We start from the raw sequence: 14,768 nt of genomic DNA on the forward strand, positions 1-14,768 counted from the left end.
GAAGCGATAACGGGGGGTTACCCCGAAATCATATTCTTGCCCGACACCTTCGACCGATAAAGCGCCTGATCAGCCCGAGCCAGCAACCCGGTCTGTTGTTCTTCCTCAAAACGCTGGACCACGCCAAAACTCATGGTCACGTGAAACGCGCCCACCGGGGGCAGGCTCGACAGGCCATCGCGGATTTTTTCGGCCAGGAGTCTGGCGTCAGCCAACGGGGTATCGGGAAGGATCATGATGAACTCGTCACCGCCCCATCGCGCCAGCAGATCGCCTTCGCGCACGAAGTGCTTCACGCCCTCGACCACCTGCACGATGGCGGCATCACCCAAGGCATGGCCGTAGTGATCGTTAATGATCTTGAAATCGTCGATGTCCATGGCGATCAGGGACAGGGGACATCGAAAGCGCTGGGCGCGTTCGCATGCCTGAGGCAGGCTTTTTTCCATCAGGTAGCGATTGGCGATGGAGGTAAGCGTGTCGGTTTCCGCGAGTTTGCGGTTCTCTTCGAGTTGAATCTGCAGCTGCTGATTGACCCGGGACAATTCCCGGGTGCGCTCTTCAACGATGGCTTCAAGGGAATGAGCGCGTCGCTCCAGTTCCTCGAGCAGACGTCGCTTGTCGTCGATGCTGCGGTGCGCGCCGACCATCCGCGCTACCGTGCCGTCGGCATTGCGGGACAGCACATAGCCGCGGTCTTCGATCCAGGTGTAGCTGCCGTCCAGCATGCGGCAGCGATATTCGGCTTGATAGGTGGGGGCGCGCTGTTTCAGGTAGTCATCAAACACGGCCATGACGCGGGGGTAATCGTCAGGGTGGATGAGGTTTTCCCAGGTCAACGCGGTGTTGTCCAGGGAATGAGGCTCGTAGCCGAGCATCTTGTACCAACCAGGGTTGCGGTAAACAAAACCGGTGTTGGCGTTCCAGTCCCAAATGCCATCGCTGACCAGCTCCAGAATGGTGTGGAGCAGGTCTTCGCTAAAATCTGACACATTGAATTTCAACGGCGTGATATTTGATGCTTCCCCCATCACCGCTCTCCCTGACGCGCAAATATCAATTGATTCGCCTGGGGGTCGAGATTAGTTCATGGCGCATTGCCACGGCTAGTGTTTGCCCCACAACTGCATGGCAAAGTCGACGAAGTGGCGTAATTTTGGCAGCCGGTAGCGATCCTGGGCGTACACCAGGTGCATGGGCCGGCTCGGCAGTTGATAGTGCTGCATCAATGCCACCAGTTTTCCGTTGAGCAGGTCCTGTTCCACCAGCGCATCGGGCAGCATCACGATGCCCATCCCGGTACGGGCCGCCTGATGCAACCCCGCTGAACTGTTGATCAACATCGGACCACTGACGGCCACCATCACTTCGCCTTCGGGTCCGCTCAGGCGCCATTGTTTTTCGACCGATTGCCAGTCATCCCCGACCGGGTAGGCAAAGGACAAGCAATCGTGATGTTGCAGGTCTTCGGGTTTTTCCGGCGTAGATCGGCGTGCCAGGTACTCCGGTGATGCGCACATGGTCAGGGTGTAGTCGATCAGCGGCCGGGCGATCAGGTTCGATGGCTCAATGGCGCCCAGGCGAAACGCCACATCAAGGCCGTTTTCGAGCAGGTCAGGGCGCCCGTTGGTGAGCACCACGTCCAGTTTGACCTGTGGGCATTGCAGCGAAAATTCGCTGAGCGCAGGCGCGAGTCTTTCCGTGCCGAAGGTCAGTGGTGCCGTGATACGCAAGGTGCCACTGGGCGCATCCTGACTCTGTTCAGCCAGGCGTTCGGAATCGGCGACCAATCCCAATACTTCAAGGCAACGCTGGTAATAGGCCGAGCCGAATTCCGTCAGGCGCTGGCGCCGTGTCGTGCGGTTGAGCAGGCGTACACCCAGGCGTTGCTCCAGCGCCCGCAGGTGATTGCCGACCATGGTCGTGGACATTTCACACTGCTGCGCGGCGGCCGTCATGCTGCCGGCCTCCACCACGCGTACGTAAACGGTCATTGCCTGGAACAAATCCATTATCAAGCTCGGCTTTAAGATGATTGAAGTATTGCAGCGTTTATCCAGCTCAGGTGGCTAACCATACTGCAAAAACACCGACCATTGATGGAGCTTGATGCCATGACCGCCGCCTGCCTGATGAGCACTTACCAACCGCTGGCCCTGAGTTTCAGCAAAGGGGTGGGCACGCGCCTTTGGGATGACGCGGGTCGTGAATACCTGGACGCCGTGGCGGGCGTGGCGGTGACCAACGTTGGCCACTCCCATCCTCGAATCGTCTCGGCGATCACTGAGCAAGCCGGTTTGCTGTTGCACACGTCCAACCTCTACAGCATCAATTGGCAACAACGGTTGGCGCAGCGGCTGACAGCGTTGTCCGGCATGGAGCGGGCGTTCTTCAACAACTCCGGTGCCGAAGCCAACGAAACCGCGCTGAAACTCGCACGGCTTTATGGCTGGCACAAAGGCGTCGAGCAGCCGCTGGTGGTGGTCATGGAAAATGCTTTTCATGGCCGGACGCTGGGCACGTTATCCGCCAGCGATGGCCCGGCCGTGCGCTTGGGGTTCAATGAATTGCCGGGGGATTTCGTCAAGGTCCCGTTCGGTGACCTCAGTGCACTGGATGCCGTGCAGCAAGCCCACGGTCAACGAATCGTGGCAGTCCTGATGGAGCCGATCCAGGGCGAAAGCGGTGTGCAGCTGGCGCCGCCGGGCTATCTCAAAGCGGTGCGCGAACTCTGCAACAAACGCTCGTGGCTAATGATGCTCGACGAAATCCAGACCGGCATCGGCCGCACCGGCCAATGGTTCGCGTTCCAGCACGAGGGTATTGTTCCGGACGTCATGACCCTGGCCAAAGGGCTGGGCAACGGCATCCCCATCGGTGCCTGCCTGGCCCGGGGCAAAGCCGCCGATTTGTTCACTCCGGGCAGCCATGGCAGCACGTTCGGTGGCAATCCACTGGCCTGCCGTGTGGGTTGCACCGTGCTGGACATCATCGAAGAACAAGGTCTGCTGGACAACGCCAGGCTTCAGGGCGAACGTCTGCTCGCCAGATTACGCAGCGAATTGGCGGACAATCCGAACGTCCTGGCAATCCGTGGTCAAGGCTTGATGGTCGGCATCGAACTCAAGCAACCGATCCGCGACCTGACCCTGATCGCCGCGCGCGATCACGGTTTGCTGATCAATGTGACACGCGGGAAAACCATTCGCTTGCTGCCGCCGTTGACGATTGATGAGCGGGAAGTGGAGATGGTTGTCAGAGGCGTTTGTCGGGCCGTGACCATTGCCTGACACACGTTCCCGATCGTTCCCGTGCTCTGCGTGGGAACGATCAAATGTTCACTCTTCTATAAGTTTTCCGGCGTTAGTCTTCCCCGCGCGCAGGCCACCAATCGATTTGATCAGGCGTTCTGCGTTAGCAGGAGAGCGTAGTAGTTAGGCCGTCTCCTCGGCAGCAGACAGATCTGAATACGGCCGCTCCCCCAAGCTTTCCACCAACCGAACCAGATACCCATCCGGATCCTGCACCAGAAATTCGCGTTGCCCGACCTCCACCGCATCGGCGCGATACCAGACATCGGCGCACGGGCGAAACAGTGGCCATTCGACTTCCGACAATCGCTCAAGTATCGGTTCGACGAGATCGACGGTGATCTGAAAGTTGATACCTCGACCAAACGGTGCTTCCAATGCGCCCGTCACCCACTGGCCGTCATCCGGAGCATATTGCTCCAGCATGATCTGTGCGCCGTTGTTATCGAGGTAGGCGAAACCCGCTTCCGGGCGTTCGTAAGCAATCTTGAAACCGATCAATGAGGTCCAGAAATGAAGGCTGTTCTTGAGGTCGATGACCATCAGTTCGGGGACCAACTTGCTCCGTGCAAACATACCTATCCTTGTTAAACCGTGTGGGAGGACTTGGCGAAAGCGCTGATTTCACCTCGATCCATGAGTTTGATTTTTGAGCCCGTGAACGTTGCGAACAATTGCCGGTGTACGGTAAACCCACTGGCGTCTTCGCGCATCCGATAACTGGCGGCCCATTCCACCAACGCTATCAGCAACTCGTCATTGTCCGGTCTATGTTCTCGTTGACGAATATTGGCCACACAGCTGTCGTCATCCACACACAACCAGATCAGCGCCGTTGCCCTGTGGATAAGTTCTCTGACAATCCAGCCATAAACACCTTCGATCACCCACTGATCTTCAGCGGCCGCCACCCGCGCTATGTCCAGTGCCGCGGCATATGGGCGGGCGATGCTGTGTTCGTCCGACACCCAGTAAATCAGGTCGAGATCGATCCATGGCACCTTGAGTTGTGCGGCCAATCGTTCCGCCAGCCAGCTTTTGCCGGCGCCGGAGTTGCCGATGATCAGCGTGCGGGTGAGGTTCATGGTGACTCGCCGTTTCAGTCGTCATGTTCAGGCGCAACCATCCGGGTCTTGGGCGAGCCGTTTGAGTTGTGCTGATAGATATCCTGGGGTTGCCCTTTCTCATTGAAGTACACCTGGCCGATGCCTGCCGAGTTCCATAGCCGTTCGCCGGCCTCGGCGTGTTCGGGGATGTGCGGGACGATGCGCATGCGTCGGCGTTTGGTCAGCCAGTTGAGGGGCGAGCGCGGCGAGTAGAGCCAGCGGTTGAGGCGGTCGAACCATTCGAGCAGCCTCGGCGGGAATTCATTCTTGATGCCGCTGCTGGTGATCTGCCAGATTTTCGGGCCGGCCTTGCGGTGCCGGATCAGTACTTCGTAGACGAAGGAATAATGCACATCACCGGACAGCACCACGTAGTTACCCGGTGTGCGCGAGTGTCGGAAGATGTTCAGGATCACTTGCGCCGCGCCGCGATGGGCCATCCAGTTTTCGGCGTCCACCAGCAGGGGATAACCGAACCAGCTAAAGACTTTCTGCACGGTTTCGATCAGTTTGACGCCGAAGATCGGCGCGGGTGACACGATGATCGCCGACGGATGATCGAGCAGTTCCTGTTGCAGCTCGCTGAGGGCTTCCCAGTCCAGCAGGCCCGACGGTTGCTTGAGGTTCATCTCGCTGCGCCAGCGCCGGGTGCGGGTGTCGATCACCACCAGGGCGGGCGTGGTGGGCAGCACGTAATGCCACTGCTGAAAGCTCAACAGCGCATCGATCAAGTCATCCTGCACCGGACTGTCGAGGTAACGGTCGGCCCCGGTGACGCTGAGCAAACGGGTTTTTTCCAGCACATCGCTGAACGCATCGGGGTTGTTGCCCCAACCCTGGCACAGCATGTAGGCGATCAAGGCGTTGCCGATGATGCGCTTGGAGAACGGATGGCCGTAGGCCGTTTCCTCCCATTGCGCGGAAAGGTTCCAGTCGTCGGTGATGTCGTGGTCATCGAAGATCATCAGGCACGGCAGATGCGCCATGGCCCGGGCGACACCGCCCAGGCCGGACTTGAAGCCATCGATATGGGTCTGTTCAGCGGCATAACGCTTGCGTCTCTCAGGCGTCAGCGCAGGCGGTTGCGGGGCGATCAATCTCCAGGGCGTCGGCGACCAGACCAGCAAATACATGGCCATCACTTCAGCGAACGTCATCAGGTGATTGTCGGCACTGCTGCTAGTGAAGATCGGCTTGCGCGCGCCGCCGAAAAATCGATCACGCAGGGTTTCATTGCTCTTGAGCGCCGGTAACAAATCCGCACGGTGGTAGTAGCTGGCCGGGTGCTCATAAAGCTTGGCGCTGTCGCTGACCACGGCGCCTTCGAGGTGTTCTTCGAACAGTCCTAACCGCTCGATCAAGGCATGAATTGCTCGCAACATCGGTCCCGCGACATCGTCGGCGTAAATCTGATCGCCGCTCATCATCAACAGCGCCGGGCGTTGCGATGCGTCATGTTCCGTTGCCAATAGACCGTCGACACAGAGCAAGCCATCGGTGGCCGGGTGATGGGGTTTACGGCAGGAGCCATGCAGCAATTGATCAATGCGCGAGCGCAGGACGAAGTTCGGGCAGCGTGCTTCGCCGTAGAGCAAATGCGGGGCCCACTCGGCGATGCCCGTCCCGTCGATCAACAGGTCGTATTCGATCACGGTGTCGCAGGGCAGGGCGGTCGCCAGCGGCACATCGATCAAGTGGATAAACGCGTGAGTGCCGATCGGGATGACGGTGCACTGTCCGGCATCCAGTCGGATGTCGGCGCAGTCTTGCAGGCGCAACGTCAGCGACAGCGCCCGGGAACCCACGAGCCACATGACCAGCCGCGCAGGTTCCAGCCGCCGCAACAGCGGGCCGACCAGCACCGGTGGCAGTGAGTGGCAGTCATCAGACAAAGGCAGAGATACGGACATCCGGGTTCAAGGCTCTTGGCGCACAGGCCGGCGATGATAGCGCAGAGCTCTGGCTGAACTTCATCAATTGCCCGATGGGGTCACTTGAGGGGAAAGATCGTGACCGACACCACCAGCGCAACCAGTGCGGCCACCAGGCTGCACGCTGCCGCAGCAAAATGTCGATAAGCGGGGGATTGTTCCTGGTTGCACTTGGTGAATACCAAGAGCCAGGTCCCGATCAGAGTGCCCATAAATGCCATCAGCGTATAAAGCGCAAAGGCCGGGGCTCGCGAGACGGGGGCGTCCGGGGTTAACCAGCTCGAGCAAAGAATCAGCACCGCAGTCCCGACGATGAAACTGGCCACGGCACCCGAGAGGTTCGCCAGCCAGATATTCAACGGGCCACGGCTCTTCACAACCCAAATCCACATCCCTGCTGATGCAGCGAAGAACATCAACATACTGATTAACTGCATTCCATCTTCCCTGTTAACAACGTCGTGGGTCTTTGTTGAGGTGAGGCGATGGCAGGCACGATATCAAATCAGCCGCTCTGAGCTGAAGGGCGTTGTGGGTTTATATCGATTTGATTGAGTCGCAGCGCGAATCCAATGTAATGAGGGAGCAAGCTCCCTCATTACAAGTTGGGTGATCTTCAAGGTCAATCCAGACCTATGCCGCCCAGCCCGCCCCACTGACCGCCGCCTGCGCCAATGGATGCATGTCCGCCCCCTGATGCTCCGTCTGCCAGGCCAGCAATTCCTTGCGCATGCCCGGCGTCCAGTACATCTGCAGGTGATTACGCACACCGAGCACGGCCGCTTGCTGGTCCGGTTCGGTGGCGAAGTACTGGGCGATCTGGTTGGCCATCTTGATCAGGTTTTCAGTGCTCATCGGCGCACCTCCGCTTTAGCGCCACGGGCATGCCGGCGTTCCTTGAGCAAACGATCCTGTTCGTCACTGAAGGCCTGATAGCGTTTTTGCCACTCGGAAGGGTGGTAGACGCGGCTGACCTCCACGGCGGTGACCTTGTACTCCGGACAGTTGGTGGCCCAGTCGGAGTTGTCGGTAGTGATCACGTTGGCCCCCGATTCCGGGAAGTGGAACGTGGTGTACACCACGCCCGGCGCGACCCGTTCGGTGACCCGCGCACGCAGTACGGTCTGCCCGGCGCGGCTGCCGATGCCGACCCAGTCACCCTCATTGATGCCACGGCTCTCGGCGTCGGTCGGGTGAATTTCCAGACGGTCTTCGTCATGCCAGGCAACGTTTTCGGTACGCCGTGTCTGAGCGCCGACGTTGTATTGGCTGAGGATGCGCCCGGTGGTCAGCAGCAACGGATAACGGCTATTGACCTTTTCCTCGGTAGGCACGTAACCGGTGAGCATGAAACGCCCCTTGCCGCGCACGAATTCCTCGATGTGCATGGTTGGCGTGCCGTCCGGTGCTGCGGCGTTGCACGGCCATTGCAGGCTGCCGTGGCGATCCAGTTCGGCGTAGCTGACGTTGGTGAACGTCGGCGTCAGGCTGGCGATTTCGTCCATGATGTCTGACGGATGTTTGTAGTTCATCGGGTAGCCCAACGCATTGGCCAGGGCCACGGTGCCTTCCCAGTCAGCCTTGCCACCCAGTGGCTCCATGACCTTGCGCACCCGGGAGATGCGTCGCTCGGCGTTGGTGAAGGTGCCGTCTTTTTCCAGGAACGAGCTGCCCGGCAGGAATACGTGGGCGAACCTGGCGGTTTCGTTGAGGAAAATGTCCTGCACCACGATGCATTCCATGGCCGACAGGGCAGCGGTGACGTGTTGGGTATTCGGGTCGCTCTGGGCAATGTCCTCGCCCTGGCAATACAGGCCCTTGAAACTGCCGCTGAGGGCGGCCTCGAACATGTTCGGGATGCGCAGGCCCGGGTCGGGTTGCAGGGTGACGTTCCACGCCTGCTCGAACTGCGTCCGTACCACTTCGTTGGAGATGTGCCGGTAGCCGGGCAACTCGTGGGGGAAGGAGCCCATGTCGCACGAGCCCTGAACGTTGTTCTGTCCCCGCAGCGGGTTCACGCCGACGCCTTCGCGACCGATGTTGCCGGTGGCCATGGCCAGGTTGGCGATGCCCATGACCGCGGTGCTGCCTTGACTGTGTTCGGTGACGCCGAGGCCGTAGTAGATCGCCGCATTACCACCGGTGGCGTACAGGCGAGCGGCGGCACGGATGTCGGCAGCGTCTACGCCGCAGACGGCGGCCAGCACTTCCGGTGAGTTCTCCGCACGGCTGACGAACTCGCTCCAGCGGGCAAAATCGCTACCCTCGCAACGGGCGTCGATAAAGGCTTGATCGAGCAGGCCTTCGGTGACGATGACGTGGGCCAAGGCGTTGAGCATCGCGACGTTGGTGCCCGGACGCAGGGCCAGGTGCAGTTCGGCGCGGGCATGCACCGAGTCCACCAGATCAATGCGGCGTGGGTCGATCACGATCAATCGCGCGCCTTCACGCAGGCGACGTTTGAGCTGGGAAGCGAACACCGGGTGGGCGTCGCTGGGGTTGGCGCCCATTACCAGAATCACGTCGGCCTGCATCACCGAGTCGAAACTCTGGGTGCCGGCGGACTCACCCAAGGTTTGTTTCAGGCCATAACCGGTCGGCGAGTGGCAGACCCGCGCACAGGTGTCGACGTTGTTGTTGCCGAAGGCGGCGCGCACCAGTTTTTGCACCAGGTAGGTTTCTTCGTTGGTGCAGCGGCTGGAGGTGATGCCACCAATGGAGTCGCGGCCGTATTTTTGCTGCAACCGGCGGAATTCGCTGGCGGCGTAGGTCACCGCTTCATCCCAGCTGACTTCCTGCCACGGGTCGTTGATGTGTTTGCGGATCATCGGTGTGGTGATGCGATCCGGGTGGGTGGCATAGCCCCAGGCAAAGCGCCCTTTGACGCACGAGTGGCCGTGGTTGGCCTGGCCGTTCTTGTCGGGAACCATGCGCACCAGTTGGTCGCCTTTCATCTCGGCGCGGAACGAGCAGCCCACGCCGCAATAGGCGCAGGTGGTGATCACGCTGTGCTCGGGCTGACCCAGTTCGACCACGCTTTTTTCCATCAGCGTCGCAGTAGGGCAGGCTTGCACACAGGCGCCGCAGGACACGCATTCCGACTCAAGGAAATTCTCGCCACCAGCGGCTGCCACCCGGGATTCGAAACCGCGTCCGGTGATGGTCAGGGCAAACGTGCCCTGGGTTTCTTCGCAGGCGCGCACGCAGCGGTTGCAGACGATGCACTTGCTCGGGTCGTAGTCGAAGTAGGGGTTGGAGGTGTCTTTCACGTCGGCCAGATGGTTGTCACCTTCATAGCCGTAACGCACTTCCCGCAGGCCGACCTGGCCGGCGACGGTTTGCAGCTCGCAGTTGCCGTTGGCCGAGCAGGTCAGGCAGTCCAGCGGGTGATCGGAGATGTACAGCTCCATGACATTGCGGCGCAGCGTCGCGAGTTTCGGCGTCTGGGTGTGCACGCTCATGCCTTCGCTGACCGGTGTGGTGCAGGACGCGGGATAACCGCGCATGCCGTCGATTTCTACCAGACACATGCGGCAAGAGCCGAAGGCTTCGAGGCTGTCGGTGGCGCACAGTTTTGGAATCGTGGTGCCCATCAGCGCAGCGGCGCGCATCACCGAAGTGCCTTCGGGCACGCTGATGCTGCGGCCGTCGATGTTCAGGGTGACTTGCACCTGACTTTCACGGGCCGGCGTGCCCAGATCGATGTCGGTGTTCGGGTCGAAGAGAGTGATCATTGGTCGGCCTCCGAAGATTGCAGACCGAAGTCGGCGGGGAAGTACTTGAGGGCGCTGGCGACGGGAAAGGAAACCATGCCGCCCAAGGCGCACAGCGAACCGTATTGCAGGGTGTCGCACAGGTCCTTGAGGATGATCACCTGCTCATCGCGACCGTTCTGGTCCGGTGCGGCCAGCAAGCGGTCGATCACCTCGACGCCCCGGGTCGAACCGATGCGGCAGGGCGTGCACTTGCCACAGGATTCCTCGGCACAGAACTGCATGGCGAAGCGCGCCATGTGAGCCATGTCCAGGCTGTCGTCAGCTACCACCACGCCACCGTGACCGAGCATCGCGCCGATGCCGGCGAAGGCTTCGTAATCCAGCGGCGTGTCGAATTGCGAAGGTGGCACCCAGGCGCCGAGCGGGCCGCCGACCTGTGCGGCTTTCAACGGCCGGCCACTGGCGGTGCCTCCGCCGTAGTCTTCCACCAATTCACGCAGGGTCAGGCCAAAGGCCCGTTCCACCAGACCGCCACGACGAATATTGCCCGCCAATTGGAATGGCATTGTGCCGAGGGAGCGGCCCATGCCGTAATCACGATAGAACTGCGCGCCCTTGGCCAGAATCAGCGGCACCGAGGCCAGGGTCAGCACGTTGTGCACCAGCGTCGGCAGGCCGAAAAGCCCCTTCAACGCAGGAATCGGTGGCTTGGCGCGGACGATCCCGCGCTTGCCTTCGAGCGAGTCCAGCAGCGCGGTTTCTTCACCGCAAATGTAAGCACCGGCCCCGACACGCACTTCCATATCGAAGGCCAAACCACTGCCGCCGACATTGGCGCCGAGGTAACCGTTGGTCCGGGCAATCTCCAGCGCTTCATTCAGCGTGGCGATGGCCTGTGGGTATTCCGAGCGCACATAGATGTAGCCGTAACTGGCGCCGACGGTGATGCCGGCAATGGCCATGCCTTCGATCAGCAGGAAGGGGTCGCCTTCCATCAACATGCGGTCGGCGAACGTGCCGGAGTCGCCTTCGTCGGCGTTGCACACAATGTATTTTTGCGCCGCCTCGGTAGCGCGCACCGTGCGCCATTTGATCCCGGCGGGGAAGGCGGCGCCGCCACGGCCACGCAAGCCCGAATCGAACACCGCGGTCGCGGTCTCATCGCCGCCAATAGTGACAGCCCTGGTTAAACCCTCGAAACCGCCGTGGGCCCGATAATCGTCCAGCGACAGCGGACGAGTGATGCCGGCGCGGGCGAACAGCAGGCGTTGTTGAGACTTGAGATAAGGCAATTCTTCCACCAGGCCCAAGGCCAGTGGGTGCGAGGACGGGTCGCCTTGCAGCGCATCGAGCACCGACGGCACATCGCTAGCGGTCAGCGGGCCGAAGCCGATACGGCCTTGCGGGGTGTCCACTTCGAGCAATGGTTCCAGCCAGTACAGGCCGCGAGAGCTGGTGCGTTGCAGGTCCGGGCTGGCAAGGGCTGACGCCACCGCATCGGCACCCACGGCACGGGCCAGGGAATCACAGGATAAATAGAGGCTCATACGTCCTCCCGGCAAGCGTCGAGCAACGCATCGAGACGCTCGGCACTGAGCCGCGCATGCACCTGACCATCCAGCTCCAGCGCCGGCGAACAGGCGCAGGCACCGAGGCAATACACCGGACGCAAACTGATGCTGCCATCGGCGCTGCTGCCGTGATCATCCAGTTGCAGACGATCACGCAACTGCGCGGCTAACTGCTCGGCGCCGCGACTCTTGCACGACTCCGCCCGACACAGACGCAGGATATGCCGGGCCGGCGGCGCGGTGCGGAAATCATGGTAAAAGCTGATCACGCCGCGAATCTCGGCCTGACTCTGATTGAGGGCGTGGGCTATCTCGGGGATGGCGGCATCGGGGATGTAACCGATACCGGCCTGAATCTCATGGAGGATGGGCAACAGTGCACCCGCAGAGCCCTTGTGGCGCTCCAGCACGCTGTTGACCATAGGCAATTGCAACATCTCATCAGGCATACAGCATTCCTCACGGTCACGGACAAACCAGGCGGTTGTCGGTCGTCCGAAAGTGTCGGCTGCGGCATTCACACCACGTCACGGTATCGTGGCATTGTCAGGCCGTTGGCCAGGGCACCCTGAGCGGGCATCTTGTTGTGCCCGGCGCGGTCTTTGCCGCACCGTTTATAGGGCATTGAGGGAGCTTGCCACGCTGGTATTGATTCGACTGCACCAAAGCGACGTGTTTGGTTCTTTCCACGACCACCCGTTAAGTCTAGAAGAGCACTGACCACGGCGCGCATTGTCTGAAATGTTTTGTGGTACAAGCGCGGCACACTCGCCCGCTACCGTAAACGTACGATGCCGTCCGACGAGATCGCAAAGGAGCACATATGAACCGACTCATCCTGCCTGCGCTGGTCATCCTGATCGCGGCGCAATCCCCGGCCTACGCCATCAACGACACCTATCGCAAACAACTGGAGCAATCCGGCTGCACTCAGGTCAGCGAAACCCAAGGCTGCGATATCCACAAGAGCAAGGCAGAAAACGCCAAGGCAGGCTTCACCAACCCCGCCGCGGACAGCCCAAGCGCCCCAACCCCCTACGTCGGGCAATGGGTGGCCAAGAGCGATGCCGGCGCCACTGTCGCCACCATCCGCATCGATGCCAAGGAACAAGTGTGGGTCAACGGCAAACAGGTCAAAGCCAAGCGTACCGACGGCACGCTGCAGTTTCGCCAGGGCAACATCCTCTTCACCCTCCAGGGCGATCGAAGCCTGCAGAATCAGGACTACTGGATGGACAGCGATGCCGGGACCAAAGGACCGATACAGATTGAATAACAGGAGCGACACATGATTGATTTCAACAACAAGGGCTTCTTCAAACTCAAGCAAAACGAAGAATACGCCCAACGCGTTACCGACCTTTTGCTCGACGGCGAACACGTCATCGACGCCTACAAATCCATGCGTGACGGCGTGGTGTTCACCAACAAACGCATCATCGCCGTCAACGTGCAGGGCCTCACCGGCAGCAAAAAAGACTTCACCTCACTGCCCTACAAAAACATCGTGGCGTACTCGGTGGAAACGTCCGGCACCTTCGACCTGGATTCAGAGCTGGAGATCTACTTTTCGTCGTTGGGCAAAGTGAAGTTCGAATTCACCGGCAGGACATCCATGGTAGAAATCTCAAAACTGATCTCCCAACACGTCCTCTGACCCCAACACGAAAAAGCCCCGAAAACTCGGGGCTAACAACGACCTCCAGCTAACCGCAATCCCTGTGGGAGCGGGCTTGCCCGCGAAAGCGCCAGACCAGCCAACATTCATGCTGAATCTACCGCCATCATCACAAGCAGCCCACTCACCTCATTTTTGAACCACTACCCTTCAGACGTAGCCGCCGCCCGCTCAGCCGCCGCCGCAGAACCCCGCCCCCGCCCAAGCACCTTCACCGCATCATCAACCACCGCCTTACTCATCGCCGTCAAATAATGCGCAGCCCAGGCGTGGCGGTCTGTGTCTGTTGCGTACGCGGCATCTTCATTCAGCTTCTTGGCGAGAAACAGAAAGTCAGAAGCCATGGCCAATGCATCGCCGAGGGGAACGCCGCGAGTGACGTGGAAGAGTGGTTGATCGGCGCAGTAAATGGCAGGGGTTAGGCCGATGGTTTTCAGCTCGGATTGATCGGTCATTGGCCACCTCCGATGAGGGAGAGGCGCTGGGAGAGGGTGGACAGTGGGGCGTTACGCAACAGGGAGTCGCGTTGAGGGAAAAGCCAGATTTTGTACGTATCCATACAGCGCATTGTGAAGCTCCTTAATTTTTAAGAGCCGCCACAATTCGTTACCAAGCGAATGGGTGGCAGCTGTGCGCAGGTTGGTAAACCGGGAAATCAAGGAAACCGGCACGTCCGAAGACGTCCCACGCACAGCCGCCATAACGCAGATCGCAGGCGAAAAAAAAGCGCCTGCGAACGCATGGCACTGTTGCGCAGTGATTTACCTCGGGTTACCAAGCCCGGCCGCTGAATTGGCAGCGACGGAGGGAGGGTATCGTGCAGGTCATTTTCCTGCAACCCGTCCGCCAACGACCCCAGTAATGGAAATTGATCCGAAATGGTTGTGTAACCGTTCAATGCACTCCTTTTCGACGTCTTACTGCCGGCGGTAGACGGCGAGATGTCAAGATAGTAGCTTCGTGCCATTGCCTCATCTTGTAAAGGACTACTCCATGCCCACTACCGTCGCGGCTTTCCCAGTTAGAGTTTTGTCTTTTCGAGGCCTGAAACCATCGAAAGCAAGCAACACGAAAGCTGCCAGTACTACAACGCCAATTGCCAGAGGATGCCGTGCTATATGACCGACATTCAGAAGAGTCGCGCGCGCAACGCTCGTGAGTCGCCATTACCACAGCTCCGTTTGCGTGCCGCATTACAACTTCCGCGATTTTGAGATCCTAAATGCGGACCTTCAAGTCAAGCAATTAGTGAAGCCCGACTTGTTTACGCAGCCAGTGCTTCAAGTGGTGAATGTGAGGAGGAAAGAGAGTGGAGGTTTAGGGCGAAGCGGGTAGGGCTGGGTGACTGGAGTGATAAGAATCGTGTGTTTTGAGAATGTGGGGGCCAGAGATGATTGGTGACCACTGATTGTACGAGTAGTAAAAATAATAGAAAGTGGCCGTAGAGGATGGTTT

The 14,768-nt window shown here is 59.8% G+C and carries 14 protein-coding genes; 3 read left to right on the forward strand and 11 right to left on the reverse strand.

Annotation, left to right across the window (positions count from 1 at the left end):
• Positions 1–17: 17 nt before the first annotated feature.
• The gene (locus D882_RS0107860) at positions 18–1,031 is read right to left on the reverse strand and encodes a sensor domain-containing diguanylate cyclase (RefSeq protein ID WP_027922723.1); all 1,014 of its coding nucleotides are present in this window, start codon (positions 1,029–1,031) and stop codon (positions 18–20) included.
• A 75-nt stretch (positions 1,032–1,106) separates the two neighbouring features.
• Positions 1,107–2,012: a LysR family transcriptional regulator gene (locus tag D882_RS0107865; RefSeq protein WP_027922724.1), complete on the reverse strand. Its 906-nt coding sequence runs from the start codon at positions 2,010–2,012 to the stop codon at positions 1,107–1,109.
• A 102-nt stretch (positions 2,013–2,114) separates the two neighbouring features.
• Here D882_RS0107865 and D882_RS0107870 point away from each other — a divergent pair, with 102 nt between their 5' ends.
• Positions 2,115–3,290 carry an aspartate aminotransferase family protein gene (locus D882_RS0107870; protein ID WP_027922725.1) on the forward strand — a complete coding sequence of 392 codons (1,176 nt, stop codon included), beginning with the start codon at positions 2,115–2,117 and terminating at the stop codon, positions 3,288–3,290.
• 144 nt (positions 3,291–3,434) lie between these two features.
• Here the strand turns inward: D882_RS0107870 and D882_RS0107875 are convergent, their stop codons facing one another.
• From D882_RS0107875 to D882_RS0107910, 8 genes are all read right to left on the reverse strand, one after another.
• Positions 3,435–3,887, reverse strand: a complete 453-nt coding sequence (locus D882_RS0107875) for a VOC family protein (RefSeq protein ID WP_027922726.1) — start codon at positions 3,885–3,887, stop codon at positions 3,435–3,437.
• A gap of 11 nt (positions 3,888–3,898) precedes the next feature.
• Complete coding sequence (locus tag D882_RS0107880; RefSeq protein ID WP_027922727.1) at positions 3,899–4,396, reverse strand: adenylate kinase; 498 nt, start codon at positions 4,394–4,396, stop codon at positions 3,899–3,901.
• A 14-nt stretch (positions 4,397–4,410) separates the two neighbouring features.
• Entirely contained in the window at positions 4,411–6,327 is a 1,917-nt protein-coding gene (locus D882_RS0107885) for an alkaline phosphatase D family protein (RefSeq protein ID WP_027922728.1), read from the reverse strand.
• 80 nt (positions 6,328–6,407) lie between these two features.
• Positions 6,408–6,785, reverse strand: a complete 378-nt coding sequence (locus D882_RS0107890; RefSeq protein ID WP_027922729.1) for a hypothetical protein — start codon at positions 6,783–6,785, stop codon at positions 6,408–6,410.
• A 196-nt stretch (positions 6,786–6,981) separates the two neighbouring features.
• Positions 6,982–7,203: a formate dehydrogenase subunit delta gene (locus D882_RS0107895; protein WP_027922730.1), complete on the reverse strand. Its 222-nt coding sequence runs from the start codon at positions 7,201–7,203 to the stop codon at positions 6,982–6,984.
• Positions 7,200–10,082, reverse strand: coding sequence for a formate dehydrogenase subunit alpha (gene fdhF, locus D882_RS0107900; RefSeq protein ID WP_027922731.1), 2,883 nt, complete (start codon positions 10,080–10,082; stop codon positions 7,200–7,202). The genes D882_RS0107895 and fdhF overlap by 4 nt, the downstream gene beginning before the upstream one ends.
• Positions 10,079–11,611 carry an NADH-quinone oxidoreductase subunit NuoF gene (locus D882_RS0107905; protein ID WP_027922732.1) on the reverse strand — a complete coding sequence of 511 codons (1,533 nt, stop codon included), beginning with the start codon at positions 11,609–11,611 and terminating at the stop codon, positions 10,079–10,081. Before D882_RS0107905 ends, fdhF begins: the two co-directional genes overlap by 4 nt.
• On the reverse strand, positions 11,608–12,084 hold the full coding sequence (locus D882_RS0107910) for a formate dehydrogenase subunit gamma (protein WP_027922733.1): 477 nt from the start codon (positions 12,082–12,084) through the stop codon (positions 11,608–11,610). Before D882_RS0107910 ends, D882_RS0107905 begins: the two co-directional genes overlap by 4 nt.
• A gap of 374 nt (positions 12,085–12,458) precedes the next feature.
• On the opposite strand from D882_RS0107910, the gene D882_RS0107915 reads away from it, so the two are divergent.
• Both D882_RS0107915 and D882_RS0107920 read left to right on the forward strand, forming a co-directional pair.
• Positions 12,459–12,911 carry a hypothetical protein gene (locus D882_RS0107915; protein ID WP_027922734.1) on the forward strand — a complete coding sequence of 151 codons (453 nt, stop codon included), beginning with the start codon at positions 12,459–12,461 and terminating at the stop codon, positions 12,909–12,911.
• A gap of 12 nt (positions 12,912–12,923) precedes the next feature.
• Entirely contained in the window at positions 12,924–13,292 is a 369-nt protein-coding gene (locus tag D882_RS0107920) for a PH domain-containing protein (RefSeq protein ID WP_027922735.1), read from the forward strand.
• A 164-nt stretch (positions 13,293–13,456) separates the two neighbouring features.
• Here D882_RS0107920 and D882_RS0107925 read toward each other — a convergent pair whose 3' ends face one another.
• Positions 13,457–13,768 carry a DUF3077 domain-containing protein gene (locus D882_RS0107925; protein ID WP_027922736.1) on the reverse strand — a complete coding sequence of 104 codons (312 nt, stop codon included), beginning with the start codon at positions 13,766–13,768 and terminating at the stop codon, positions 13,457–13,459.
• Between the last annotated feature and the right edge of the window lie 1,000 nt (positions 13,769–14,768).

The organism is Pseudomonas sp. URMO17WK12:I12, assembly GCF_000514395.1.
Classification (GTDB): domain Bacteria; phylum Pseudomonadota; class Gammaproteobacteria; order Pseudomonadales; family Pseudomonadaceae; genus Aquipseudomonas; species Aquipseudomonas mucoides.

What these genes read in the sequence shown, in the direction of transcription:
- D882_RS0107860 (WP_027922723.1), bottom strand. Translation starts at nt 1,031, where the DNA reads ATGGGGGAAGCATCAAATATCACGCCGTTGAAATTCAATGTGTCAGAT.
- D882_RS0107865 (WP_027922724.1), bottom strand. Translation starts at nt 2,012, where the DNA reads ATGGATTTGTTCCAGGCAATGACCGTTTACGTACGCGTGGTGGAGGCC.
- D882_RS0107870 (WP_027922725.1), top strand. Translation starts at nt 2,115, where the DNA reads ATGACCGCCGCCTGCCTGATGAGCACTTACCAACCGCTGGCCCTGAGT.
- D882_RS0107875 (WP_027922726.1), bottom strand. Translation starts at nt 3,887, where the DNA reads ATGTTTGCACGGAGCAAGTTGGTCCCCGAACTGATGGTCATCGACCTC.
- D882_RS0107880 (WP_027922727.1), bottom strand. Translation starts at nt 4,396, where the DNA reads ATGAACCTCACCCGCACGCTGATCATCGGCAACTCCGGCGCCGGCAAA.
- D882_RS0107885 (WP_027922728.1), bottom strand. Translation starts at nt 6,327, where the DNA reads ATGTCCGTATCTCTGCCTTTGTCTGATGACTGCCACTCACTGCCACCG.
- D882_RS0107890 (WP_027922729.1), bottom strand. Translation starts at nt 6,785, where the DNA reads ATGCAGTTAATCAGTATGTTGATGTTCTTCGCTGCATCAGCAGGGATG.
- D882_RS0107895 (WP_027922730.1), bottom strand. Translation starts at nt 7,203, where the DNA reads ATGAGCACTGAAAACCTGATCAAGATGGCCAACCAGATCGCCCAGTAC.
- fdhF (WP_027922731.1), bottom strand. Translation starts at nt 10,082, where the DNA reads ATGATCACTCTCTTCGACCCGAACACCGACATCGATCTGGGCACGCCG.
- D882_RS0107905 (WP_027922732.1), bottom strand. Translation starts at nt 11,611, where the DNA reads ATGAGCCTCTATTTATCCTGTGATTCCCTGGCCCGTGCCGTGGGTGCC.
- D882_RS0107910 (WP_027922733.1), bottom strand. Translation starts at nt 12,084, where the DNA reads ATGCCTGATGAGATGTTGCAATTGCCTATGGTCAACAGCGTGCTGGAG.
- D882_RS0107915 (WP_027922734.1), top strand. Translation starts at nt 12,459, where the DNA reads ATGAACCGACTCATCCTGCCTGCGCTGGTCATCCTGATCGCGGCGCAA.
- D882_RS0107920 (WP_027922735.1), top strand. Translation starts at nt 12,924, where the DNA reads ATGATTGATTTCAACAACAAGGGCTTCTTCAAACTCAAGCAAAACGAA.
- D882_RS0107925 (WP_027922736.1), bottom strand. Translation starts at nt 13,768, where the DNA reads ATGACCGATCAATCCGAGCTGAAAACCATCGGCCTAACCCCTGCCATT.